The sequence below is a fragment of the Leifsonia sp. NPDC058292 genome (genome assembly GCF_042880955.1).
Lineage (GTDB): Bacteria > Actinomycetota > Actinomycetes > Actinomycetales > Microbacteriaceae > Leifsonia.
This window is the reverse complement of the sequence record NZ_JBHVYL010000005.1, coordinates 43,559-66,124: the sequence shown is the minus strand read 5'-3', so window position 1 is coordinate 66,124 and position 22,566 is coordinate 43,559. Positions and strand designations below refer to the sequence as shown.

The 22,566-nt window shown below is 68.3% G+C and carries 22 protein-coding genes and 1 tRNA gene; 11 read left to right on the top strand and 12 right to left on the bottom strand.

Annotated elements, in window-relative coordinates; genetic code table 11:
- The first annotated feature begins 67 nt into the window (after positions 1–67).
- The 4 genes from pyk to ACFVWR_RS05225 all read left to right on the top strand — a co-directional run bounded on the left by pyk (position 68) and on the right by ACFVWR_RS05225 (position 4,543).
- Complete coding sequence (pyk, locus tag ACFVWR_RS05240; protein ID WP_387208730.1) at positions 68–1,483, top strand: pyruvate kinase; 1,416 nt, start codon at positions 68–70, stop codon at positions 1,481–1,483.
- 141 nt (positions 1,484–1,624) lie between these two features.
- A complete protein-coding gene (locus ACFVWR_RS05235) occupies positions 1,625–2,716 on the top strand; it encodes an outer membrane lipoprotein carrier protein LolA (RefSeq protein ID WP_387208728.1) in 1,092 nt (363 codons plus the stop codon).
- Positions 2,713–3,702: an ABC transporter ATP-binding protein gene (locus ACFVWR_RS05230; protein ID WP_387208726.1), complete on the top strand. Its 990-nt coding sequence runs from the start codon at positions 2,713–2,715 to the stop codon at positions 3,700–3,702. Before ACFVWR_RS05235 ends, ACFVWR_RS05230 begins: the two co-directional genes overlap by 4 nt.
- Positions 3,689–4,543 (top strand): ABC transporter permease, encoded by an 855-nt coding sequence (locus tag ACFVWR_RS05225; protein WP_387208724.1) that lies wholly within the window; start codon positions 3,689–3,691, stop codon positions 4,541–4,543. Before ACFVWR_RS05230 ends, ACFVWR_RS05225 begins: the two co-directional genes overlap by 14 nt.
- A gap of 10 nt (positions 4,544–4,553) precedes the next feature.
- Here ACFVWR_RS05225 and ACFVWR_RS05220 read toward each other — a convergent pair whose 3' ends face one another.
- Genes ACFVWR_RS05220 through ACFVWR_RS05210 form a run of 3 tightly spaced genes read right to left on the bottom strand, consistent with a single transcriptional unit; the run spans position 4,554 to position 6,913 of the window.
- On the bottom strand, positions 4,554–5,453 hold the full coding sequence (locus ACFVWR_RS05220; RefSeq protein WP_387208722.1) for a DMT family transporter: 900 nt from the start codon (positions 5,451–5,453) through the stop codon (positions 4,554–4,556).
- A 17-nt stretch (positions 5,454–5,470) separates the two neighbouring features.
- On the bottom strand, positions 5,471–6,055 hold the full coding sequence (locus ACFVWR_RS05215) for a GNAT family N-acetyltransferase (RefSeq protein WP_387208720.1): 585 nt from the start codon (positions 6,053–6,055) through the stop codon (positions 5,471–5,473).
- Between the two features lie 9 nt (positions 6,056–6,064).
- The gene (locus tag ACFVWR_RS05210; RefSeq protein ID WP_387208718.1) at positions 6,065–6,913 is read right to left on the bottom strand and encodes an alpha/beta fold hydrolase; all 849 of its coding nucleotides are present in this window, start codon (positions 6,911–6,913) and stop codon (positions 6,065–6,067) included.
- Positions 6,914–6,981: 68 nt separating this feature from the next.
- Here ACFVWR_RS05210 and ACFVWR_RS05205 point away from each other — a divergent pair, with 68 nt between their 5' ends.
- Positions 6,982–9,414, top strand: a complete 2,433-nt coding sequence (locus ACFVWR_RS05205) for a phosphoketolase (RefSeq protein ID WP_387208716.1) — start codon at positions 6,982–6,984, stop codon at positions 9,412–9,414.
- A gap of 58 nt (positions 9,415–9,472) precedes the next feature.
- On the opposite strand, the gene ACFVWR_RS05200 is transcribed toward ACFVWR_RS05205, so the two are convergent.
- The gene (locus ACFVWR_RS05200; RefSeq protein ID WP_387208714.1) at positions 9,473–10,270 is read right to left on the bottom strand and encodes an SGNH/GDSL hydrolase family protein; all 798 of its coding nucleotides are present in this window, start codon (positions 10,268–10,270) and stop codon (positions 9,473–9,475) included.
- 57 nt (positions 10,271–10,327) lie between these two features.
- Between ACFVWR_RS05200 and ACFVWR_RS05195 the strand changes: the two genes are divergently transcribed.
- Positions 10,328–10,801, top strand: coding sequence for a VOC family protein (locus ACFVWR_RS05195; protein ID WP_387208712.1), 474 nt, complete (start codon positions 10,328–10,330; stop codon positions 10,799–10,801).
- Between the two features lie 76 nt (positions 10,802–10,877).
- Here the strand turns inward: ACFVWR_RS05195 and ACFVWR_RS05190 are convergent, their stop codons facing one another.
- From ACFVWR_RS05190 to ACFVWR_RS05175, 4 genes are all read right to left on the bottom strand, one after another.
- Positions 10,878–11,363: a GyrI-like domain-containing protein gene (locus ACFVWR_RS05190; RefSeq protein ID WP_387208710.1), complete on the bottom strand. Its 486-nt coding sequence runs from the start codon at positions 11,361–11,363 to the stop codon at positions 10,878–10,880.
- Positions 11,364–11,485: 122 nt separating this feature from the next.
- Positions 11,486–12,415 carry a hypothetical protein gene (locus ACFVWR_RS05185; protein ID WP_387208708.1) on the bottom strand — a complete coding sequence of 310 codons (930 nt, stop codon included), beginning with the start codon at positions 12,413–12,415 and terminating at the stop codon, positions 11,486–11,488.
- Positions 12,416–12,520: 105 nt separating this feature from the next.
- Entirely contained in the window at positions 12,521–13,543 is a 1,023-nt protein-coding gene (locus tag ACFVWR_RS05180) for an LLM class flavin-dependent oxidoreductase (protein WP_387208706.1), read from the bottom strand.
- 63 nt (positions 13,544–13,606) lie between these two features.
- On the bottom strand, positions 13,607–14,407 hold the full coding sequence (locus ACFVWR_RS05175) for an alpha/beta hydrolase (protein ID WP_387208704.1): 801 nt from the start codon (positions 14,405–14,407) through the stop codon (positions 13,607–13,609).
- A 133-nt stretch (positions 14,408–14,540) separates the two neighbouring features.
- Between ACFVWR_RS05175 and ACFVWR_RS05170 the strand changes: the two genes are divergently transcribed.
- Positions 14,541–15,362, top strand: coding sequence for a hydrolase (locus tag ACFVWR_RS05170; RefSeq protein ID WP_387208702.1), 822 nt, complete (start codon positions 14,541–14,543; stop codon positions 15,360–15,362).
- A gap of 16 nt (positions 15,363–15,378) precedes the next feature.
- On the opposite strand, the gene ACFVWR_RS05165 is transcribed toward ACFVWR_RS05170, so the two are convergent.
- Complete coding sequence (locus ACFVWR_RS05165) at positions 15,379–15,705, bottom strand: thioredoxin family protein (RefSeq protein WP_387208700.1); 327 nt, start codon at positions 15,703–15,705, stop codon at positions 15,379–15,381.
- 68 nt (positions 15,706–15,773) lie between these two features.
- Between ACFVWR_RS05165 and ACFVWR_RS05160 the strand changes: the two genes are divergently transcribed.
- Together ACFVWR_RS05160 and ACFVWR_RS05155 are read left to right on the top strand one after the other, a co-directional pair.
- Entirely contained in the window at positions 15,774–16,274 is a 501-nt protein-coding gene (locus ACFVWR_RS05160; protein ID WP_387208698.1) for an FBP domain-containing protein, read from the top strand.
- Between the two features lie 76 nt (positions 16,275–16,350).
- Positions 16,351–16,755 (top strand): DUF6855 family protein, encoded by a 405-nt coding sequence (locus ACFVWR_RS05155; protein ID WP_387208696.1) that lies wholly within the window; start codon positions 16,351–16,353, stop codon positions 16,753–16,755.
- A 23-nt stretch (positions 16,756–16,778) separates the two neighbouring features.
- On the opposite strand, the gene ACFVWR_RS05150 is transcribed toward ACFVWR_RS05155, so the two are convergent.
- Both ACFVWR_RS05150 and ACFVWR_RS05145 read right to left on the bottom strand, forming a co-directional pair.
- A complete protein-coding gene (locus tag ACFVWR_RS05150) occupies positions 16,779–18,458 on the bottom strand; it encodes an HAD family acid phosphatase (protein ID WP_387208694.1) in 1,680 nt (559 codons plus the stop codon).
- A gap of 129 nt (positions 18,459–18,587) precedes the next feature.
- Positions 18,588–18,670: transfer RNA gene (locus ACFVWR_RS05145), tRNA-Leu, on the bottom strand.
- A gap of 38 nt (positions 18,671–18,708) precedes the next feature.
- Here ACFVWR_RS05145 and ACFVWR_RS05140 point away from each other — a divergent pair.
- Positions 18,709–19,314 carry an ANTAR domain-containing response regulator gene (locus ACFVWR_RS05140; RefSeq protein WP_223690610.1) on the top strand — a complete coding sequence of 202 codons (606 nt, stop codon included), beginning with the start codon at positions 18,709–18,711 and terminating at the stop codon, positions 19,312–19,314.
- 103 nt (positions 19,315–19,417) lie between these two features.
- Here the strand turns inward: ACFVWR_RS05140 and ACFVWR_RS05135 are convergent, their stop codons facing one another.
- Positions 19,418–19,825, bottom strand: coding sequence for a hotdog fold thioesterase (locus ACFVWR_RS05135; RefSeq protein WP_387208692.1), 408 nt, complete (start codon positions 19,823–19,825; stop codon positions 19,418–19,420).
- A 68-nt stretch (positions 19,826–19,893) separates the two neighbouring features.
- On the opposite strand from ACFVWR_RS05135, the gene polA reads away from it, so the two are divergent.
- Positions 19,894–22,566, top strand: a complete 2,673-nt coding sequence (gene polA / locus ACFVWR_RS05130) for a DNA polymerase I (protein ID WP_387208690.1) — start codon at positions 19,894–19,896, stop codon at positions 22,564–22,566.

Here is a 22,566-nt window from a genome sequence, read left to right as displayed (position 1 = left end):
GCCGCGCGACGTCATCACTGAATCGAGCGCCGTCAGGGGCGCAGAATCACGGAGCAAGAAGAAAAGTATGAGACGGGCCAAAATCGTCGCGACCCTAGGGCCGGCGACCTCGAGCTATGAGAACATCCGCGCGATCATCGACGCGGGTGTAGACGTAGCCCGCATGAACCTCAGTCACGGCAGCTACGACGTCCACGAGGGCGTCTACGCGAACGTGCGCAAGGCAGCAGACGACGCCAAGAAGCCGGTCGCCGTGCTGGTCGACCTCCAGGGTCCCAAGATCCGTCTCGGCAAGTTCGAGGCCGGCCCCTACGAGCTCGCCGAGGGTGACATCTTCAAGATCACCATCGAAGACATCATCGGCACCAAGGAGATCTCCTCCACCACGTTCAAGGGTCTCCCGAACGACGTGAAGCCGGGCGACTTCCTCCTCATCGACGACGGCAAGGTGCGTGTCAAGGTTCTCGAGACCGACGGAACGGTCGTGACCACCGAGGTGATCGTCGCCGGCCCCGTGTCGAACAACAAGGGCATCAACCTGCCGGGTGTCGCGGTCAACGTGCCCGCACTGTCGGACAAGGATGAGGCCGACCTGCGCTGGGGGCTCAAGCTGGGCGCCGACCTCATCGCGCTCTCCTTCGTGCGCGACGCCTCCGACATCCAGCGGGTGCACGAGATCATGGCCGAGGAGGGCCGCAAGGTCCCCGTCGTCGCCAAGATCGAGAAGCCGCAGGCGGTCGACGCGCTGGAGGGCATCATCGAGGCCTTCGACGCGATCATGGTCGCCCGTGGCGACCTCGGCGTCGAGCTCCCGCTCGAGGCGGTGCCGATCGTGCAGAAGCGCGCGGTCGAGCTCGCCCGGCGCGCGGCCAAGCCGGTCATCGTCGCCACCCAGATGCTCGAGTCGATGATCTCCAGCCCGGTGCCCACCCGCGCCGAGACATCGGATGTCGCGAACGCGGTTCTCGACGGAGCCGACGCCGTGATGCTGAGCGGTGAGACCAGCGTCGGCGAGTATCCGGTGATCACGGTGCAGACCATGGCCCGCATCGTGGAGTCCACCGAGGAGCACGGGCTGGAGCGCATCGCGCCGCTCGGCACGCGTCCTCGCACGCAGAGCGGCGCGATCACGCTCGCCGCCGTCGAGGTCGCCGACTTCGTCGAGGCCAAGTACCTCTGCGTCTTCACCGAGTCGGGCGAGTCCGCCCGTCGCATGTCGCGCCTCCGCAGCAAGATCCCCATCCTCGCGTTCACGCCCGAGGAGTCGGTGCGTCGCCGCATGTCGCTCAACTGGGGCGTCGAGTCGTTCGTCGTCTCGCGCGTCACCCACACCGACCAGATGGTCGCCCAGGTCGACGAGGCGCTGAAGTCGACCGGCCGCGCCGTGAACGGCGACAAGGTGATCATCATCTCGGGTTCCCCTCCCGGAATCCCCGGAACCACCAACGACATCCGCGTGCACAAGGTCGGAGACGTGCTCTAGAGCGACGTCCGTCAGCACGCCGATGTGTGACACAGCCCCCGAGAGATCGGGGGCTGTGTCGTTGCCGGGGCCGGCGCCCTCTCACCGAGTTGCCAGCAACCCGCGGGTGCAGCGGGCGGCGACCGGCGTAGTCTCGAAGGCATGAAACGTCGCTGGGTCCGCTGGTTGCCTGCCGCCGTCGTTCCGGCCGTGATCGGAGCCGGGGTGCTCATCGCGCCGCTGGCTGCCGGCGCCGCCGATCTGCCAGCGAAGTCTCCGCAGGAGGTACTCGCGCTCGTATCGTCGAGCGATTCGCGCGCCTTCTCCGGAACGATCGAGCAGACCTCCGACCTCGGGCTGCCGACACTGCCGAGCACATCGCCCGGTTCAGGCGATGTCGCGGGCTCCGGGTCGAACGGCGGGGCCGACGCGTCGTCGGCGCTCGAACTGCTCACCGGCTCGCATAAGGCTCAGGTCGCCGTCGACGGCCCCACGAAGGTGCGGGTGCAGGTGCTCGACCAGCTTGCGGAGCGGGATGTCGTGCGGAACGGTGACGATGTCTGGCTCTACGCGTCGAAGGGGCAGCAGGTCACACACGTGACGCTTCCGTCGGCGGATGCCGCCGACCCGGACGCCGCCGTACCGGACGCGTCGTCGCTGACGCCGTCCGCGCTGGCCCAGCGGTTCCTCTCCGCCGTCGACCCCAGCGCCGCGGTGACTCTCGGTGCCGACACGAAGGTCGCCGGCCGCGATGCGTACGACCTCGTGCTGACGCCGCGCACCGCCGCGACCCTCGTGGGGTCTGTCTCGATCGCCGTGGACGGCAGCACCGGCATCCCGCTGCGCGTGCAGGTGGAGGCGCGAGGGCAGAAGAACCCGGCCGTCGAGGTGGAGTTCTCCTCGTTCAGCGCCGACACGCCGTCCGCGTCGCGGTTCGAGTTCACACCGCCGTCCGGCGCGACGGTGACGGAGAAGAAGCTCTCCGCCGGTGACGCGGACGGCGCGCGTGCAGAGGTCCGCGCGCATCCGAGGCCCGCTGTCACAGGAAGCGGCTGGGACGCGATCGTGACGCTTCCGGCAGGCACGGCCTCCGGCGATATCACCTCGTCGCCGTTGTTCGGCCAACTGACGACGGCGGTCGACGGTGGCCGCGCGCTCTCGACGGCGCTCGTGTCGGTGCTGATCACCGACGACGGCCGCGTGCTGGCCGGGGCGGTCCCCGTCTCGGCGTTGCAGGCAGTCGCCGCGCAGTGACCGCGCCGGACGACGCGATCGCCACGAGCGGTCTGTCCAAACGGTTCGGCTCGCGCACCGTCGTCGACGCCATCGACCTGAGGGTGCCCCGGGGCGCCGTTTTCGGTTTTCTCGGGCCGAACGGGTCGGGCAAGACCACGAGCATCAGGATGCTGCTGGGTCTGGTCGCCGCGAGCGACGGCGATATCCGCCTGTTCGGCGAGCCCATGCCCGACGGGGGCGCTCGCGTGCTTCCCCGCGTGGGCGCTCTCGTGGAAGGCCCGGCCTTCGCGCCCTATCTGAGTGGCACCGCCAACCTCCTGCGGCGGGACTCCGCCGACCTCTACGCTCCCGCCGCCACGCGCCGGCGCCGGGTCGCCTCCGCCCTGGAACGCGTCGGACTCTCGCACGCCGCCGACCGTCGGGTGAAAGCGTATTCGCTCGGAATGAAGCAGCGTCTCGGCATAGCCGGGGCGCTGCTCACCGAGAAGGAGCTTCTCGTGCTCGACGAGCCGACCAACGGGCTCGATCCGCAGGGCACCCGCGAGGTGCGCTCGCTCATCCGCTCCCTCGCGGACGGCGGCACGACCGTCTTCGTCTCCAGTCACCTCCTCGCGGAGATCGAGCAAATCTGCAGCCACGCTGCGATCATGCGGAGCGGACGCCTCGTCGCCCAGGGATCGCTCGACGAGTTGCGCAGCACAGGCGCCCCTCGCGTGCGTGTGGTGACACCGGATGTCGACCTCGCCATCGCCGTCCTCGCCCGCCTGGGCGTCGTCGCTGACGGCGGGAGCGACGCTGCGGCGGGGGAGTCGCTCGGTGCACCGGGCGCGGAGCACGACGTCGTGCTGGAGGGGACGCTTCCGCATCCCGCCCCCGCGGCTGAGGACGTGGTCGGCATCCTCGTCGCCGAGGGCGTTCGAGTGCGCGGTTTCGCGGTGCACGGATCGTCGCTCGAGGAACGCTTCGTCGCGCTGACCGGGGAGGGCTTCGATGTCGACCGGTGAGGCGGCTGCCGTGCCCCGCCGGAGAAGCGCGGGAGGCGCGCTGCTCGGCTCGGAGATCTCGGTGCTCTTCCGCCGCTGGCGCACCTGGGCGATGCTGGCGGCGCTGGCGGCCGTGCCCATCCTGATCGCGGTCGCTGTGCGGGTGCGCGGGGGAAGCGAGTCGGGCCGCGGGCCGCAGTTTCTCGATCAGATCACCGCGAACGGACTCTTCGTCGGGTTCACCGCGCTCGTCGTGTGCGTGCCCCTGTTCCTTCCGCTGACGATGGGCGTCGTCGCGGGCGACACGATCGCGGGGGAGGCGAGCCACGGAACCCTGCGCTATCTGGTGATCGCACCGGCCGGGCGCCTGCGCCTGCTCGCCGTGAAGTTCGTGGGTGCGGCGGTGTTCGGCATCGTCAGCACTCTCGTCGTCATCGTCGCGGGTGTCGCGGTCGGCGCCGCCCTGTTCCCGGTCGGTCCGGTCACCTTGCTGTCGGGCACCGTGGTCAGTTTCGGGGAGGCGCTGCTGAGGCTTCTGCTGATCGCCGCCTTCGTCGCCGTCTCCCTGCTCGGTCTGTGCGCGATCGGACTGTTCTTCTCGACCCTCACCGACGTGCCCGTCGGCGCGATGGCTGCCACGATCGTGCTCTCGGTGGTGTCGCAGGTGCTCGACCAGCTGCCGCAGTTGGAGGCCATCCACCCTTGGCTGTTCAGTCACTACTGGTTCGGCTTCGGCGACCTGTTGCGCGATCCGATCTCGTGGGATTCGTTCGGCAGCAACGCCGTTCTGCAGCTCGGCTATGTCGCTGTCTTCGGTGCGCTGGCGATCGGCCGGTTCACGACGAAGGACATCCTGTCGTAGGCGCCCGCCCTCAGGGGATGGTCTCGGCCGTGCTTTCGAGGTCGGAGCGGGGTCGCGGCCGCGCGGTGGCGATCGTGACGGCGGCCGCCGCGCACACGACCACGATGCCGAGCAGCTGCACCGGGGTGAAACGCTCGCCGAGCACGATGACCCCGAAGACCGTCGCGACGACCGGGCCGAAACTCGTGATGATCGCGTAGAGGCGGGGCGGGATGCGGCGCAGGATGAAGGTGTCGAGGCTGTACGGGATCGCGGAGGAGAGCAGACCGGCGGCGACGAGCAGGCCGATCACGCCCCAGTCGAGGCGCGAGTAGTCGACGACGACCAGAGCGATCGGCAGCAGGATGACCGTCGCGACGACGCTGGCGACGCTCAATCCTTCGAGCCCGGGCAGCCGGAGCGCGACCTGGCGGGTCAACAGGATGTACGCCGCCCAGCTGGCCGCGGCGGTCAGGGCGAGCAGCACACCCAGCGGATCGATCGCTCCCGCGGTGCCGGTGAGGAGCACCACGCCGGCGGCCACCACGAACGCGCAGACCACATCCAGCAGCCGACGCGACCCGACCAGTGCGAGTGCGAACGGGCCGAGGAATTCGATCGTGGCCGCGATGCCGAGCCCCAGCCTGCCGATGGACTCGTAGAAACTGAGGTTCATGGTCGCGAGCACGACACCGAGAGCGAGTGCGGGCCACAGCCGGCGCCAGGTGAGCTCGGCGCGTTTCGGCCGGTAGAACGGAAGCACGGCGATCGCGGTGATGATCTGCCGCACAGCCACGACTACCACGGAACCGACGATCGGGATGAGCAGCCCGGCGATCGAGGAGCCGAAGTTGATGCTGACCTCGGTGGCGACCTGCGTTCCCGCGCCGACGAGCGTGCGACGGGTCGCGGGGTCGCTGCTCGGGGTCACCACTCGAGCTTAGGGTCTCACGCGGCGGGCTCGAACCGCATGACCGCGCGCGTGGCCGACGGCCGGCGCACCTCGTGGAACCCTGCGGATTCGAACAGAGAGACCGTGCCGTGATATCTCTCTGCGCTCGACAGCGAGGGTCGCACCGCCGTGTCGACCGGGTATCCCTCGACGACGACGGCGCCCTGGGCCGTTGCATGATCGACCGCGCCCCGCAGCAGCGCGGCGGCGACTCCCCGCCGCCGGAAGTCGTGACGAACGACGAAGCAGGTGACCGCCCAAGGGTCGAGCGGATCGTCGGCCAGGCGTTTCGTGATGGGCGAACGACCCAGACTCGGGTACGCACTGAACGGCTCGACGGCCGCCCAGCCGACCGGCTCGTCGTTGATCCACGCGATGACCCCGGGCGCGGGGTCGCCGGCGATGCTCTCTCGCAGACGCGCCGCCTTCGCATCCCGGGGCAGCTCCCGGTTCTGCGTGCCCGTGAGCTTGAACCACTGGCACCAGCACCCCGAGGCATCACCGGGCTCGCCGAACACCTCCGCCAGCTGCGGCCAGAGATCGGCACGGATCGCTTCCACTTTGATGTTCTCCGTCTCCATGCGGACAACCTACCGGGCGTGCAGCACTCCGCACAGGAGGCTGGGATGCTCGATGTGCCCGAAGTGGCCGGTCGAAGGCACGACCACCGCCTGGTAGCCCGGGATGGTGGCGGCGAGCAGGGCGTCGTCGTCCCGTCCGACGAACACGTCGTCGTCGCCGTGCAGCGCGAGAACGGTGCACCGGATGCGCGCCCAGCGTTCGCGTGCCGGGTAGGTGCGCGCGACCGCCATCGCCCGCACGAAGGCTCCGGGGCGCAGATCCCGCGCGAGTTCGTGCACAGCGCCGCGGTCGACCCGAGTGAACAGCGGAGCCGCGAGCATCGGCAGCAGTTCCCAGCGATCGAGCAGCCGCACGAACCGGGCCGCCAACGGTCCCAGCAGCAGGAGGCAGCGCATCCCGAGCAAGAGGCCGACGAGCGCCGGGTAGTGCATGAAGCGCCCGACCGCGGAGAGTGTGTCGCCGCGGCCACCGAACGTCGTCGCCGATACGAGCGCCACCGACCGGGTGGCGTTCGGTTCCTGCGCGGCGAGTTCGAGCGCCACGAACCCGCCGAGCGAGTGCCCGACCAGGCGCCAGTGGTGGTAGCCGAGCGACCGGGCCACCGTGGCGATGGAGGCGGCGAGTGCCGACGCATCCAGCGTTCTCAGGTCGTCGACGGGGGAGTCTCCCCAACCCGGCAGGTCGGGAATGACGAGATCGGTCACGGCCCCGCTGTCCTCCGCGGCGGCGATGGCGGCGGCCCAGGTCGTCCACGATCCGGCCGCGCCGTGCAACAGCACGGTCGCGGTATCGCTCTCGCGCGCGCTGTGCCGAACGGCCACGGGGCCGAGGCGGGTGTCGACGGTTGTTCTCTCCACGGTCATTGTTCGGAGCGGACCCGCGCGTAGGATGCCCAACAAGTGGTATTCCCTGCGGAAGGAACTCGATGAGCGCTCGACAGACCACCGTTCTCTCGCCCGAGATGCTCGACAGGTTGGACGCCTGGTGGCGTGCGGCGAACTATCTGTCGGTCGGCCAGATCTACCTGCTCGACAACCCTCTGCTGCGGACGCCTCTCACCCGTGACCACATCAAGCCGCGGTTGCTCGGGCACTGGGGAACGACGCCGGGTCTGAACTTCATCTACGCGCACCTCAACCGCGTCATCCAGGAGCGCGATCTCGACACGATCTTCATCGCCGGCCCCGGGCACGGCGGGCCGGGTGTGGTCGCCGGCGCCTACCTGGACGGTACGTACAGCGAGATCTACGGCACCATCGACAAGACCGAGGAGGGCTTGCGCAGGCTGTTCCGCCAGTTCTCTTTTCCGGGCGGCATCCCGAGTCACGCGGCGCCGGAGACCCCGGGGTCGATCCACGAGGGTGGTGAGCTGGGATACTCCCTCTCGCACGCGTACGGAGCGGCGTTCGACAACCCGAACCTGATCGTGGCGGCCGTCGTCGGTGACGGCGAGGCCGAGACCGGCCCCCTTGCGACGGCCTGGCACTCGAACAAGTTCCTGAACCCGGTGACCGATGGCGTGGTGCTGCCGATCCTCCACCTCAACGGGTACAAGATCGCGAACCCGACCGTGCTCGCGCGCATCCCGGAGTCCGAGTTGTTCGAGCTGATGCGCGGCTACGGTTATACGCCGTACCTGGTGTCGGGCGGCTTCGACGGTGAGGACCCTCGTGCCGTTCACGAGCGGATGGCCGAGACGCTCGACCAGATGCTCGACCAGATCGCCGGCATCAAGCGTGCGGCGCAGGCGGGCGAGCTGTCGTCCCGTCCCGCCTGGCCGATGCTCATCCTGCGGACGCCGAAGGGCTGGACGTGCCCGAAAGAGATCGACGGGCATCCGGCGGAGAACAACTGGCGGTCGCACCAGGTGCCGCTGTCGGATGCGCGCGACACCGAAGAGCACACGAAACTGCTCGAGAGCTGGCTCGCCTCGTATCGCCCGGAAGAACTGTTCGACGACGCGGGCGCTCCGGTCGACCTGGTAAGTGGGCTCGCCCCGCTGGGGGATCGGCGGATGAGCGCGAACCCGGTCGCCAACGGCGGTCTGCTGCGCAAAGAGCTGCGGCTGCCCGACTTCCGCGACTACGCCGTCGACGTTCCGTCGCCCGGCGAGACGGTCGCTGAGGCGACGAAGGTTCTGGGCGAGTGGCTGCGGGACGTGATGGTGGCGAACCCCGACGACTTCCGGTTGTTCGGGCCGGACGAGACGGCATCCAACCGACTGCAGGCCGTGTTCGAGGTGACCGGCAAGCAGTGGAACGCCGAGCGCTGGCCGATCGACGACGACAACCACCTCGCCACCAGCGGCCGAGTGATGGAGGTGCTGAGCGAGCATCAGTGCCAGGGGTGGCTCGAAGGGTATCTGCTCACCGGGCGGCACGGGGTGCTGAACTCCTACGAGGCGTTCATCCACATCGTCGACTCCATGTTCAACCAGCACGCCAAATGGCTGAAGACGTCGAGGAAGATCGAGTGGCGTCGCCCCGTCGCGTCGCTGAACTACCTGCTCAGCTCCCACGTGTGGCGGCAGGACCACAACGGCGCCTCGCACCAGGACCCCGGGTTCATCGACCACGTCGTCAACAAGAAGGCCGACGTCGTGCGGGTGTATCTGCCGTTCGACGCGAACACGCTGCTCTCCACCTACGACCACTGCCTGCGCTCGGTCGACTACGTGAACGTCGTCGTCGCCGGCAAACAGCCCGCGCCGAACTGGCTGACCATGGAGCAGGCGATCGACCACTGCACCCGCGGCATCGGCATCTTCGACTGGGCGGGCACCGAGAAACCGGGAGAAGAGCCGGATGTGGTGCTCGCAGCGGCCGGTGACATCCCGACCCTCGAGGTGCTCGCCGCCGCGTCCATCCTCCGCGAGCACGTGCCCGACCTCAAGGTTCGCGTGGTGAACGTCGTCGACCTGATGCGCCTGCAGACGGAGGGCGAGCATCCGCACGGTCTGAACGACAGCGCATACGACGCGCTGTTCACCACCGACAAGCCGGTGGTGTTCGCCTACCACGGGTATCCGTGGCTCATCCACCGGCTCACCTACCGTCGCCACGGGCACGACAATCTGCACGTGCGCGGCTACAAGGAGGAAGGCACCACGACGACGCCGTTCGACATGGTGATGCTGAACGACCTCGATCGGTACCACCTCGTCATCGATGTGCTGGACAGGGTGCCCGGGCTCGCCGCCCGCGAGGCGGTTTTCCGTCAGGAGATGCAGGACGCACGCGTGAGGGCGCGTCAGTACACCCGCGAACACGGCGAGGACATCCCTGTCGTCGCCGAATGGACGTGGGCCGGCGGCGAGCGCACCACGCGGCTCGACACCACGGGCGGCGACAACGACTGACCGGCTCGCCGGTCGAGACCCGAACGCGGCAGCGTCAGGGTCAGCGTCAGCGTCAGCGTCAGACGGGCGTGACGGAGGTGGGGTCGACGGGGGTGAGTGTGGCGATCTTTGCGACCCGGCCGTCGCCGGAGGAGCGGCCGGTGAGTCGCCGGCCTATCCAGGGCAGCACGTAGCGCCGGTAGTACTCCGCTGTGCGGCGGGAGCGCTGACCGGGCGGCGCGGCGGCGACCTCCTCGACACCCCATTCCGCGGGGACCGGCACCCCGAGCGCGGTCAGCACGTTGCTCGCGACGCGGGCGTGGCCGGTGGCGTTCAGGTGCAGACGGTCGGCCGACCAGTAGCGGAGGTCGCGCAGCACGGGGTCGGCCCAGTTGTCGACGAACGTCGCTTTCTCGCGGGGGAAGAGCTTGTGGGCGGCGGCGTCGAGTTCGTCGCCACGGCGTGAGACGAGGTTGCCCATCGGCAGGTGGTCGCTGGGGTTGGCGCCGCTCAGCAGCAGCATGTGGATTCCGGCGGACGTCACGCGCTCGGTCGCCTCTTCGAGCTGCCGCACGACCGACTCGGTCGACACCTTGGGGCGCATGATGTCGTTGCCGCCGCCGTTCAGGCTGATGAGTTCGGGTCGTTGCGCGATGGCGGGCTCCAGCTGCTCCGCGAGCAGGGGCCCGAGCTTGCGGCCGCGGATGGCGAGGTTCGCGTACGTCACCGGTTGCGCTCCCGAAGCGGCTGAGGAGGAGGCGGCCATCGCGAGGCCGAGGGCGACGAAGTCGGCCCAGCCGCGAACACGTCCATCGGGAAGATCGTCGCCCACCCCTTCGGTGAAACTGTCGCCGATGGCGATGTAGCTCGAGAACATGGTCTTACGCTACTCGCGCTCGATACTCTGGTCGCAACCGAACGAAGGAGTTCCCTCATGCCGAGAATCACCCCGTTCCTGTGGTTCGACGACCAGGCCGAGCAGGCGGCCGAGTTCTACGTCTCGCTGTTCCCGAACTCGCGCATCCTCGATGTCGTCCGCTTCGGGAGCGACGCTCCCGGGCAGGCCGCCGGTGTCACGACCGTGCGGTTCGTGCTGGACGGCTTGGAGTTCGAAGCCCTGAACGGTGGGCCCATCTTCCCGTTCACCGAGGCGTTCTCGCTCTACACGGAGGCGAACACGCAAGCCGAGATCGACCGGCTCTGGGATGCCCTGATCGCCGACGGCGGCGAGCCGAGCCAGTGCGGCTGGCTCAAAGACCGCTGGGGGCTGTCGTGGCAGATCGTGCCCGCCCGGCTCGGCGAACTGCTCGCCGACCCGGACCCGGAGCGCGCCCATCGGGCGATGCAGGCGATGCTCGGGATGGGCAAGCTCGACATCGCCGCGCTCGAAGCGGCCGCCGACGGCTGAGTTCGGCGGGTCTATTGCTCGCGCGCTCGACTGAGTCGAGGATCGATCTGGCCGAGCTAGCCGTAACATCGCGCGGCTAGCTTGTGAGAAGAGCGAGCTCTGTCTCCCAGCGGCTCTTGCGTGGCTGGGTTCGCGGGTCGGTGACGTAGATCTCGAGTCGCCCCGCCCAGTCGACGCCCGCATCCGTCTCTTCGGTGTCGAACTGGATCTGCCGGGCTTCCGCCCACTCGAAAAGGAGCTTGTGGGCGCGGAGCGAGTGATTGATGTAGCGCAGCACAACGTAGCGGCCGCCCGGTACGACCCCCTCGGTCACTTCGTCATCGCCCACCCCTGTCACGAACGCGCCAACTTCGATATCCATATCGCCGGCCATGTCAACGGTGTGCAGCCGCAGGTAGAACGCACCGTCCGGCTCAACCTCGTTGGTCTGCATCCAAGCGATCAGAACAGCGAGTAATCGATCGCGTTCCGCCAGCATCCCGCGAAAAGGCGTGCGAGTTCGGATGCCGAGCGTCGGGCGCGCAAGGCGATCCTCGACACGGGGGCCGTCCACCACTTCCACCCCCCACTCCCTTCGTCACTGCGTACGACAACGTTGACTCACGGGTCTTTCTGGGTTTCCCCCCGCCCAGGGCAGCTGGTTTACCGTGCCATGTCGAGGCCCGGCGAGTGGGCGCTGGGCGGCTACTGACCCAGCAGGGTTCGCCAGGCGCTGAGGTGCTCGACCGTCACGCCGCGGTATCCGGTCGTTGCACCGAAGGCGGACCGCACGAGCGCGGTCTCCGTCTCGAGTGCCGCGGCGCTGTCGTCACCGAACGTGTACTGGGCTCCGCCCGCGACCGCCGGGGTGTCGGTCTCCACGCCGACGGTGAACGGCAGGTTCGCCGCGGCTGCCTCGGACACGGCCGGCGACGCGAGAGCGACGATGCCGTCGGAGCCGGCGGCGTGGTCGGCGAAGGCGACGATGGCCACGCTCTGGGCGTGCGCGACGATGGCTCCGAACGCGGTTCCGCTGCCGACGGGCTTCACCGCGAGCCACCAAGGCAGGTCGACGCCGATCGGCACGTCGCCGGCGGCCGTCGTCGCCGCATCCAGCATCGCCGTGTACTGAGTGACGATGGTGCCGAGATCCGCGTCGGGCACTCCCGCCCACGGTTCGACGTCGAACTGCACGGCGTCGAACGGCGCCGTCGCGAGCGCGTCGGACACCCACTGAGCCGCGAGCGCCGGCTGACTCGCCCACGACGCGTCTCCGCCGAGGGCCGACACCTCGATGCCGGCCGCGTGCAGCGCGCTCACGGCCTCCGGCAACCAGACCGCGAATGCGCCCTGGTTGGCGGCCCACGGCACCGAGAGGTAGACGGAGTGCAGACCGTGCGCCTGCGCGAAGGCGACCAGCGCGGCGGGCTCGAACTCGGCCTGGCCGCGACCGCGCGCATCCGTCGCCGGATCGATCGGGTTGCCCCACGCCCACATGCTGGTGATCGCCGACGGCGCAGAGCCCTCGGTGGAGTGCACGACGGCGTCTGCCGGGGATGCCGCGATCCCTGTTGTGACGATCACCGCGGCCAGGCCGACGCCCACGAGTGCTGATGCTCTGCTGATTCTCGGCACGGCGATCTCCTCATCGAAACAGTGGAGCTGCCGAGTCGGGTGTGCAGCCCGCCCAGTTTGTCAGGCTTCCGCCGTCTCACGCTAGAGAGGACGCAGAGGTGGAGCTCAGTCGCGCCAGCCCAGTTCGGGGGCTATCCGCGTCACGATCGTCTCGAGCAGGTGGGCGTTGTAGTCGACGCCGAGCTGGTTGGGAACGGTCACGATCACGGTGTCGGCCTCGCGCACCGCGGCGTCGTCCTTGAGCTCTGCGACGATCTGCTCGGGCTCCCCAACGTACGACTTGCCGAAGCGGGCGACGCCTCCGTCGAGGTAACCGATCTGGTCCTCCCGCTCGCCGAGGGCCGATGCGCCGAAGTACTTGCGGTCGAGGTCGGAGACGATCGGCAGGATGCTGCGGCTCACCGACACCCGCGGCTCCCGCTCCCAGCCGGCCTTCTTCCACGCCTCGCGGTACAGGGCGATCTGTTCGGCCTGGAGGTCGCCGAACGGCACCCCGGTGTCTTCGGTCAGAAGCGTCGAACTCATCAGGTTCATGCCCTGTTCGGCCGTCCACACGGCCGTCTGCCTGGTGCCGGAGCCCCACCAGATGCGCTCGGAGAGCCCAGGGGACTGGGGCTGGATGGCGAGCCCGCCGGTCGTGCCGGTCATCTGGGGGTTCGCGTTCGCGACCGCTGCGCCCTCGATCGCCGCTCGGAACAGCGCCGTGTGGGCGCGGGCGAGGTCGGCATCCGTCTCGCCGTCGCCGGGCACGTAGCCGAACGCCTCTGAGCCGCGCAGAGCTGTCTCGGGTGATCCTCGGCTCACGCCGAGCTGCAGGCGGCCGCCGCTGATCAGGTCGGCCGCCGCTGCCTCCTCGGCCATGTAGAGCGGGTTCTCGTAGCGCATGTCGATCACGCCGGTGCCCAGCTCGATCCGGCTCGTGCGGGCGGCCATGGCGGCCAGCAGGGGAAAGGGCGACGCGAGCTGACGAGCGAAGTGGTGAACACGCACATAGGCGCCGTCGACCCCGAGCTCCTCCGCCGCCACGGCGAGGTCGATCGTCTGCAGGAGAGCATCCGCGGCGGTTCGTGCCACCGATCCGGGGATCGGTTGCCAGTGGCCGAAGGAGAGAAAGCCGATACGTTTCACGGTGACCTCAAGCGTGACGGTGGATGCGGTATTCCGCCCGGCACCGCATCCACCGACCCGACATCATTCGTTCGCGTGCACCTGGTCGAGCCAGACGAGGATCTCGGTGGCGACGTCGCGCCAGCCGTGATCGATGGTCAGGGAGTGCCCGCGGCCCTCGAACTTGATCAGCTCGGTGACGGCGTTCGAGTCGCGGTACTGCTTGAGCGTCGCGTCTGTGATCACCGCGGGCGCCGTGTGATCGGCCGAACCCGAGATGAGGAGCAGCGGACCGCGGTCCTCGTTCTTCGTGTCGACCGCGGCCTGCGAATGCATGGTGAAGTTGGCGGCAGCAGCCTGGAAGATCGGGCGCACGGTGGAGGGGATCGTCCACTTGTCGTACAGCTCTTTCGCTTCCTCGTCGCTGAGCTCGTTGGCGAAGCCGAACTTGAACTCCTTCTCGGTCAGCGACACGGCCTTGCCGATGTTCGTGGGGTTGCCGAGCGCCGGCAGCGACGACCGCAGCTGCGCCAGCGGAAGCGGCAGCACGCCTTTGATCTGAGCCGGATCGATCGCGACCGCCGCATTGCCGTAGCCCTGCCCGAGCAGCTTCTCGGTGATCAGTCCGCCGAACGAGTGACCGATGATCACCGGCGGCTCGTCGAGGCCTTCGATGATCTTCGCGAAGTGCGCGGTGACCTCGTCGATGCTCGTGCCCGCGACATCCTCCGGATGCGCCCGGGTCTCGGCCACGGTGTCGCGCTCGCCGGGCCAGGCCGGCGCGATCGGGTCGTACCCCTCGTTGCGGAACAACTCGGCCCACGGTTCCCAACTCGTCGCGTGGAGCCAGAGACCGTGGATGAAGACGACAGGCTGATTCGCCATGGCACGTACCTTTCGATGGGATGTCACTGATCGATGGATATCGAGGATTCCGCTGAGAAGATCACGGTGCTGCAGGCACAGGCTATTCCTCGCGGGGGAGCGGGAGCAATGGTGGCGGGAGTATGGTCGCGGCATGGTCGATTGGTTGTGCGCCGCCTGTGCCGTCGAGTATCCGCCGGGGGAGGAGCATCCGGTCTCGTGCGCGATCTGCGATGACGAGCGACAGTATGTTCCGCGCGACGGTCAGCAGTGGACGTCGCTGCAGCGGCTGGCGGAGTCGGGCGAGCGGATCGTCGTCACCGAGCTCGAGCCCGATCTGTACGGGCTGCGCTCAGAACCGAAGGTCGGCATCGGGCAGCAGGGCATGCTGCTGCGGACGCCCGCGGGCAACCTTCTGTGGGATCCGCCGGGCTACGTGGATGCCGCCGCTGCCGACCGCGTTCGTGAGCTGGGCGGCGTCGCGGTGATCGCCACCAGTCACCCGCACATGTTCGGAGCGCAGAGCACCTGGTCACGACTGCTCGGCGACCCGCCCGTGCTCGTGCACGCGGCCGACCTCTCGTGGGTGCAGCGCCAGCAACCGAGCCTGCAGACCTGGTCGGGCGAGCGCCAGATCCTGCCCGGCGTGACGCTCCGCACGGTCGGCGGTCACTTCCGCGGGAGTGCGGTCGCGCACTGGGATCGCGCCGGGGAACACTCCGTGGTGCTCTCCGGCGACTCGGTGTTCCCCGGCCCGAGCGGCCGGTGGGTGACGTTCATGCGCAGCTATCCGAACGACATCCCCCTGTCGGGCGCCGTCGTGCGTCGAATCGCCGACCGGGTGTGCGACCGGCCGTTCGAGCGGCTCTACGGCAACCTCGGCAACGCGGTGCTGGAGGATGCGCGCGGGGTGGTGCTGCGCTCGGCCGACCGCTACATCGGCTGGGTCACCGGGGCGTTCGACGCGCTGACGTGACGACGCCTCCGCGCCGTCACCCGATGAATGCCGCGAGTTCCATCTCCATCGCCGGCTTGGGCTTCGCGCCGATGATCGTCTTCACGACCTCGCCGTCACGGAACACCTTCATCACGGGGAGAGCCATGGCGCGGTAGCGGGCGGTCGAAGCGGGGTTCTCGTCGGCGTTGATCTTCACGATGCGCAAGGAATCCGGATGCTCGGCGGCGAGTTGTTCGAGGATGGGCGACAGGGCACGGCACGGGCCGCACCATTCGGCCCAGAACTCGACGACGGTGGTGCCGGATGCGGCGAGCACCGCATCCTCGAACGTTGCATCGGTTACAGAGGTGAGAGTGGTCATGCCGTGAGGTTAAGCCTTGACCTCTGGGGCAAGGTCAAGCTGTGACAGCATTGAATGAGGAGGAGATCATGGACATTCTTTCGCAGGAGGAGATCCGGGACGCCTTCGTCAACTGTTCCCGGGGCGAGGCGGCAGACATTCCGATGCCTCCCGGACTCCACGAGGTGGACTGGGCCCGCCGCGAGTACCTCGGCTGGCGCGACTCGCGCTCGCCGCAGCGCGGGTTCGTGGTGATCCCCACGGAGAGCGGGCCGGTCGGGATCGTGCTTCGTGCGTCCGACGCGTCGATGCGGGCGTCGGCGCCCGCGATGTGCGGATGGTGCCAGGATGTTCTGCTGCCCAATGACGTGTACCTCTATGTCGCCCGGCGAGCGGGTCAGGCGGGCCGCAACGGCGACACCGTCGGCACGATGCTCTGCGGCGGCTTCGAGTGCTGCGCGAATGTGCGCCGGCAGCCGCCTGTGTCGTACGTCGGATTCGATGCCGACGCGGTGATCGCCGACCGCATCGCCGGACTCGCCGAGCGGGCGCGACGGTTCGCCGCGACGGTGATCGGCGCGCGGATCTGACGATTCGGGTCGCTGGGCACGCCCGAGTGCCAGACTCTCAGTAAGAGAGCTGACGCGATCGCGAAGGAGCGCTGCCATGGCCGCTGGAACGAAGGACGATCCGTGGGTGCTGAAGACGGCGCCGGGATCGTCGGAGTACACGATGTGGCGAGACGAAGACGCCGATCCGCCCACCCTGGTCTGTCAGGTCGGCACGACGACGTTGCGGTATCAGCTGCGCGCCATCGACGACCTCGCCGCCTGGCTGCGAGAGCAGGGTGACTGGGTCCCGCTCGGCGCCGCCGACGAGCAGAAGCCCGCTGCAGCGGGAACCGTCGAGGCGTGGGGCCGCGACGAGGCGAACCCCGTCGGCGGCTGGTACGGCTTGCGCAAAGGGTACCGAGGCCGCTTCGGGATGTACCTCCCGCCCCTGCTCGAAGCCCTCGGACTCGCCGAACTCACCCACGACGCGCGCAACAACCGGGCGCGCGCCGCGGGCTGAGCGGCTGATGCTCGCCGAACGGACTAGGGCAGGTAGTAGGTGGGGTTGGGGAGCTTGACGGCACGGTCGGCCGAGCCGCCGATCAGATCGCTGAACTGGTCGCCGTAGTTGGCGACGATGTCGTACCGGCCGCCGGACTTCGACTCGATGTGGGCTCGCGTCTGCGACTTGTACTCGATCGTCGTGCACTTCGCCGTCGCGCACGTGATGTACGAGGGCTGCTGCGACGCTCCGACGCCCGTCCACTTCGTGTAGTAGTTCTGCGAGGTGAAACCGGTGTACCCGACCTTGGCGAGGTTGCCGAGGGTCGCGGCCTTCTGGTCGTCGTTGCGGCCGGTCAGACCGATGATCGTGCAGCCCGACTTCTTGGCCACGGAGGCGAGGCTCACCATGCCGGGAGTGGCGGGGAAGCGCTGCTCCTGCACCCACACATCCTGTTCGGCCGGGTTGAAGGTGAAGTGCATGTCGGCCACCTCCATGTCGTACGTCCACAGGGAGGTGTCGTCGGCGTCGAGCACGATCGCCGGGTTCTTATGCAGCTTCTTCTCGACGAAGCAGGTGAGGGCGAGCTGGGGGAGTTGCCTGGCGACGAGCGTGCGCATCTCGCGGATGTAGGGCGAGTCGGTCTTGTTCGCGATGCCCGTTCCCGGGTCGCCGTAGTAGGTCGCGATCGTCGACTTGACCGAGTCGATGTTCGGGATGCCTTCGCCGCCCTGCGTGGCGCCGCTCGATCCATCCGGGGCCATGGTGAAGTGCGTGCGGGGTGCGAGCGCCGGCTCGGTCACCCCGGGCAGGTTCGCCGACGGAAGGTAATACGTCGGGTTGGGCAGCTTCAGCGCGCGCTCGGCGTATCCGCCTTGCAGATCCGACCACTGGTCGCCGACATTGAGGGTGACCGTGTATCCCAGGGCTTCGATGTGCTTGCGGGTGAGTGCCTTGTACTCGACGGTCGTGCACTTCGCGGTGGCGCAGGTGACGTACGACGGCTGCTGGGAGGCGCCGACCCCCGTCCATTTCGTGTAGAAGTTCTGCTGGGTGAAGGGCGTGTAGCCGACCTTCGCGAGGTTGCCGAGGGTGGCCGCCTTCTGGTCGTCGTTGCGTCCCGTGAGGCCGAACACCGAGTACCCCATCGCCGCAGCCGTGTTCACGAAGTCGACCATGTTCGGCGTCGCGGGGAAGCGCTGACCCTGCACCCACACATCCTGCTCGGCCGGGTTGAAGGTGAAGTGCATGTCGGCGACTTCCATGTCATACGTCCACAGGGTCGTGTCGTCGGCGTCGAACACGATCGCGGGCTTCTCTCCCTTGCTCTTGGCCGCCTCGTAGCCGGTCTGAAGCTTCGCCTTCTCGTCGGCGACGATCGCGGCCAGTTCGCTGATGTACGGCGAGGCGGTCTTGTCCGCGATGCCCGTGCCCGGGTCGCCGTAGTAGGTCGCGATGGTCTTCTTCACCGAGTCGATGTTCGGGATGTTCTCGCCACCGACCGTCGAGCCGCTCGACCCGTCGGGTGCCATGGTGAACTGCGTCTTCGGAGCAAGGGTCTGCGACCCGTGGCCCGGACCGGGATCCCACGCCTGCGCACTGGAGACACCCGCGAGGCCGAGGCCCAGCACGAGGGCGACGACGCCGGCTGTACCGGCGAGGAGACGGCGCGCGCGGCGGGGTGCATCCGTCGGCGGGATCGAGACAGTCGTGGGCAACATCGCATCACCGTTCGCTCAGGGATGGCCCTCGAATGGGGGTCTTCGAGCACCCTAGCCGCGTCGGCGGGCCGTGCGCTACCTCTGGGGAGAAGGGGGACGGAGTGAGATCTCAGGACCTCGAACGGGTTGTGCCGGTGGTGGGACTCGAACCCACACGCCCTCTCGGACAAAGCATTTTGAGTGCTCCGCGTCTGCCATTCCGCCACACCGGCGCACAACAACCATTGAAGAATACCGTAGGCTTTTACCCGTGACTGACCAGGAAGCTACCCCAACCGCACCGCGACGCGTCGTCGTCGCGGAAGACGAATCGCTGATCCGGCTCGACATCGTCGAGATCCTCCGCGACAACGGCTTCGAGGTGGTGGGCGAAGCCGGCGACGGCGAGACGGCTGTGGCCCTCGCCACCGAGCTGCGACCCGACCTGGTGATCATGGACGTCAAGATGCCCCAGCTCGACGGCATCTCCGCGGCCGAGCGCCTGTCGAAGGGGCACATCGCTCCCGTCGTGCTGCTGACCGCGTTCAGCCAGAAGGAACTCGTCGAGCGCGCGACCGAGGCGGGCGCCCTCGCCTACGTGGTCAAGCCGTTCACTCCGAACGACCTGCTGCCGGCGATCGAAATCGCCCTGGCCCGCTACGCGCAGATCATCGCGCTCGAGGCCGAGGTCTCCGACATGGTCGAGCGCTTCGAGACCCGCAAGCTCGTCGACCGGGCGAAGGGGCTCCTCAACGAGAAGATGGGCCTGTCCGAGCCAGAGGCCTTCCGCTGGATCCAGAAGGCGTCGATGGACCGCCGCCTCACTATGCACGACGTCGCCCAGGCGATCATCGAGCAGCTCGCCGCCAAGAAGTAGCCCTTCCCCTCCCAGGCGTAGCCACCCCGTTCATTCGTGCGAAAAGCGCGGCCCGATCTGTGCGGACCGCGCTTTTCGCACGAATGGAGCCAGCGGGTCGGAGCTAGCGGATGTCTTTGATCAGGTTGGTGATGCGGATGGTTGAGCAGCGTCGGCCCTGATCGTCGCTGACCGCGATCTCGTGCGTGGTCAGCGTGCGACCGAGGTGGATGGGCGTGCACACGCCGGTGACGTAGCCGCTCGTCGCCGAGCGGGTGTGCGTCGCGTTGATCTCGATGCCCACGGCCAGCCGGCCGGCTCCGGCGTGCAGGTTGGCGGACATCGACCCGAGGGATTCGCCGAGCACCACGTACGCGCCGCCGTGGAGGAGGTCGGCCGGCTGCGTGTTGCCCTCCACCGGCATCCGGGCGACCGCCCGGTCGATGGTGAACTCGAGCATCTCGATCCCCATCTTCTCGGCCAGGCTGCCGAGCCCTCTCTCGTTCACGTAAGCGAGCGCGTCCTCGGTCATTCTCGGCCTTTCTCGGCGTCGTCCATCGACGCAGTTCCGGTGTCGCAGGTGCCTTGTAGGCTGTCCTGGTGTCAGACTCCGAAAAGCCTACCCTCCTGATCATCGACGGCCATTCGCTCGCTTTCCGGGCCTTCTACGCGCTCCCCGTCGACAGCTTCGTCAACCGGGAAGGCCAGCACACCAACGCCATCCACGGCTTCATCGCGATGCTGATCAACCTGCTCACGCAGCAGCGGCCGACCCACATCGCGGTGGCGTTCGACATCTCGCGCTACTCGTTCCGCACGCGCGAGTACCCGGAGTACAAGGGCACGCGCGGCGAGACCCCGTCCGAGTTCGTCGGGCAGATCCCGCTGCTCGAAGAGGCCCTGCACGCCATGAACATCACCACCGTCACCAAGGAGGACTTCGAGGCCGACGACATCCTCGCGACGCTCTCCAGCCGGGGTGCGGCCGAGGGTTACCGGGTGCTGATCGTCTCCGGCGACCGCGACACCATCCAGCTCGTCAACGACGACGTGACGCTGCTCTACCCGAACGTCCGTGGCGTCTCCGAGCTGAAGGTGTACGACACTGCCGCCGTGCGCGAGCGCTACGGCATCGAGCCCTACCAGTATCCCGAGATCGCCGCGCTCGTCGGCGAGACGAGCGACAACCTCATCGGCATCGACAAGGTCGGCGAGAAGACGGCCGTCAAGTGGGTGCAGCAGTACGGCACGGTCGACGAGCTCATCGCGCACGCCGACGAGATCAAGGGTGTGGTCGGGCAGAACCTGCGCGACCAGAAGGAGAACGCACTCCGCAACCGCCGGCTCAACAAGCTGCTGACCGACGTCGACCTCCCCGTCGGCCCAGGCGACCTCGAGCGTCGGCCGATCAACGAGTCGGCGGTGCGCGACATCTTCGCCCGGCTGCAGTTCAAGACACTGCTCGATCGTCTGCTCAAGACCTCCGCCGAAGAGGGGATGCTCGACGGCGCCGCGGGGTTCAGCGAGGGCGTCGAGACGGGAGCCGTCGCAGCGCCTCCGGTGCGCACGATGGTGGACGAAGAGCTCGGCAACTGGCTTGCGAAAGCGTCTGCCGACGGCAACGCGATCGGCGTGCAGGTCGAGCTCGGGCCGGCGGGGCTCACGGGCTTCGGCCTCGCGACCGACGACGACACGGTGTACGTGCCCTGGGCGGCGGGCCGCAAAGACTACGCGGCCTTGGAGGAATGGCTGTCCAGCCCGGCTCCCAAGTACTTCTTCCACGCCAAGCCGCAGTTCAAGGCGCTGAGCCGCACGGGGCTGATCGTCGACGGTCTCGCCTTCGACACGAGCGTCGCCTCCTGGCTCGTGCGACCCGGCGGTGCCACGCAATCGCTGGCCGAGCAGGTCTACGAGGTGCTCGGCGAGACGCTTCCCGTCTCCGACCCGAACCAGCTCGTTCCGCTGACGGATGCGGTCAGCCCGGCCACGGAGGCCTGGTACATGCGCCGTGTCGCCGAGGCCCAGATGCTCGCGCTCGACGATGGAACCCGCAAGGTGCTCGACGACATCGAGCTTCCGCTCGTCGCCGTTCTCGCCGAGATGGAGCTGAACGGCGTGAGCATCGACGGCGAGGTGCTCGCCCGTCTGCGCGGCGAACTCACCGACAAGGCGAACGATTACGCCGCCCGGGCGTACGCCGAGATCGGGCGCGAGGTGAACCTCGGCTCGCCGAAGCAGCTGCAGCAGGTGCTCTTCGAAGAGCTGCAGATGCCCAAGACGCGTGCGACGAAGACGGGATACTCCACCGACGCCGGATCGCTCGCCGACCTGCAGGAGAAGAACCCGCATCCGTTCCTCGACCTGCTGCTGCAGCACCGCGACGCGACCAAGCTGAAGCAGATCGTCGAGACGCTGGAGCGTTCGGTGCAAGCGGATGGGCGCATCCACACCACCTACGACCAGACCGGAACGAGCACCGGCAGAATCTCGTCGAACGATCCCAACCTGCAGAACATCCCTGTGCGCACGGAGGAGGGGCGGGAGATCCGTTCCGCGATCCGCAGCAGCGACGAGTTCGAGACTCTGCTGACGGCCGACTACTCGCAGATCGAGATGCGCATCATGGCGCACCTCTCCGAAGACCCGGGGCTGATCGAAGCGTTCCGGGTCGGGGAAGACCTGCACCGTTTCGTCGGCGCCCGCATCTTCGGCGTGACGCCGGCGGAGGTCAGCCCGGCGATGCGCACCAAGGTGAAGGCCATGTCGTACGGCCTCGCCTACGGTCTGAGCCCCTTCGGCCTGTCGAAGCAGCTCCGTATCGAGACCGCCGAGGCGAAGCAGCTGATGAGCGACTACTTCGCCCGGTTCGGCGCCGTGCGCGACTACCTCCGTGGGGTCGTCGAGCAGGCGCGGGTCGACGGCTACACGGAGACGATCTTCGGTCGCCGCCGTCCGTTCGCCGACCTCACGAGCACGAATCGCGTGCTGCGCGACAATGCGGAGCGGGCGGCGCTGAACGCGCCCATCCAGGGGTCGGCCGCCGACATCATGAAGATCGCCATGCTCGGCATCGCCGGCGACATGATCGACCAGAAGCTGAACTCCCGGATGCTGCTGCAGGTTCACGACGAGCTGATCTTCGAGGTCGCCCACGGCGAGTGGGACGCGCTCGAAGCGATCGTGCGCGACCGCATGTCCCACGCAGCAGACCTCGCGGTGCCTCTCGAGGTGCAGGTCGGCCGCGGCCCCAACTGGGACGCCGCCGCGCACTGA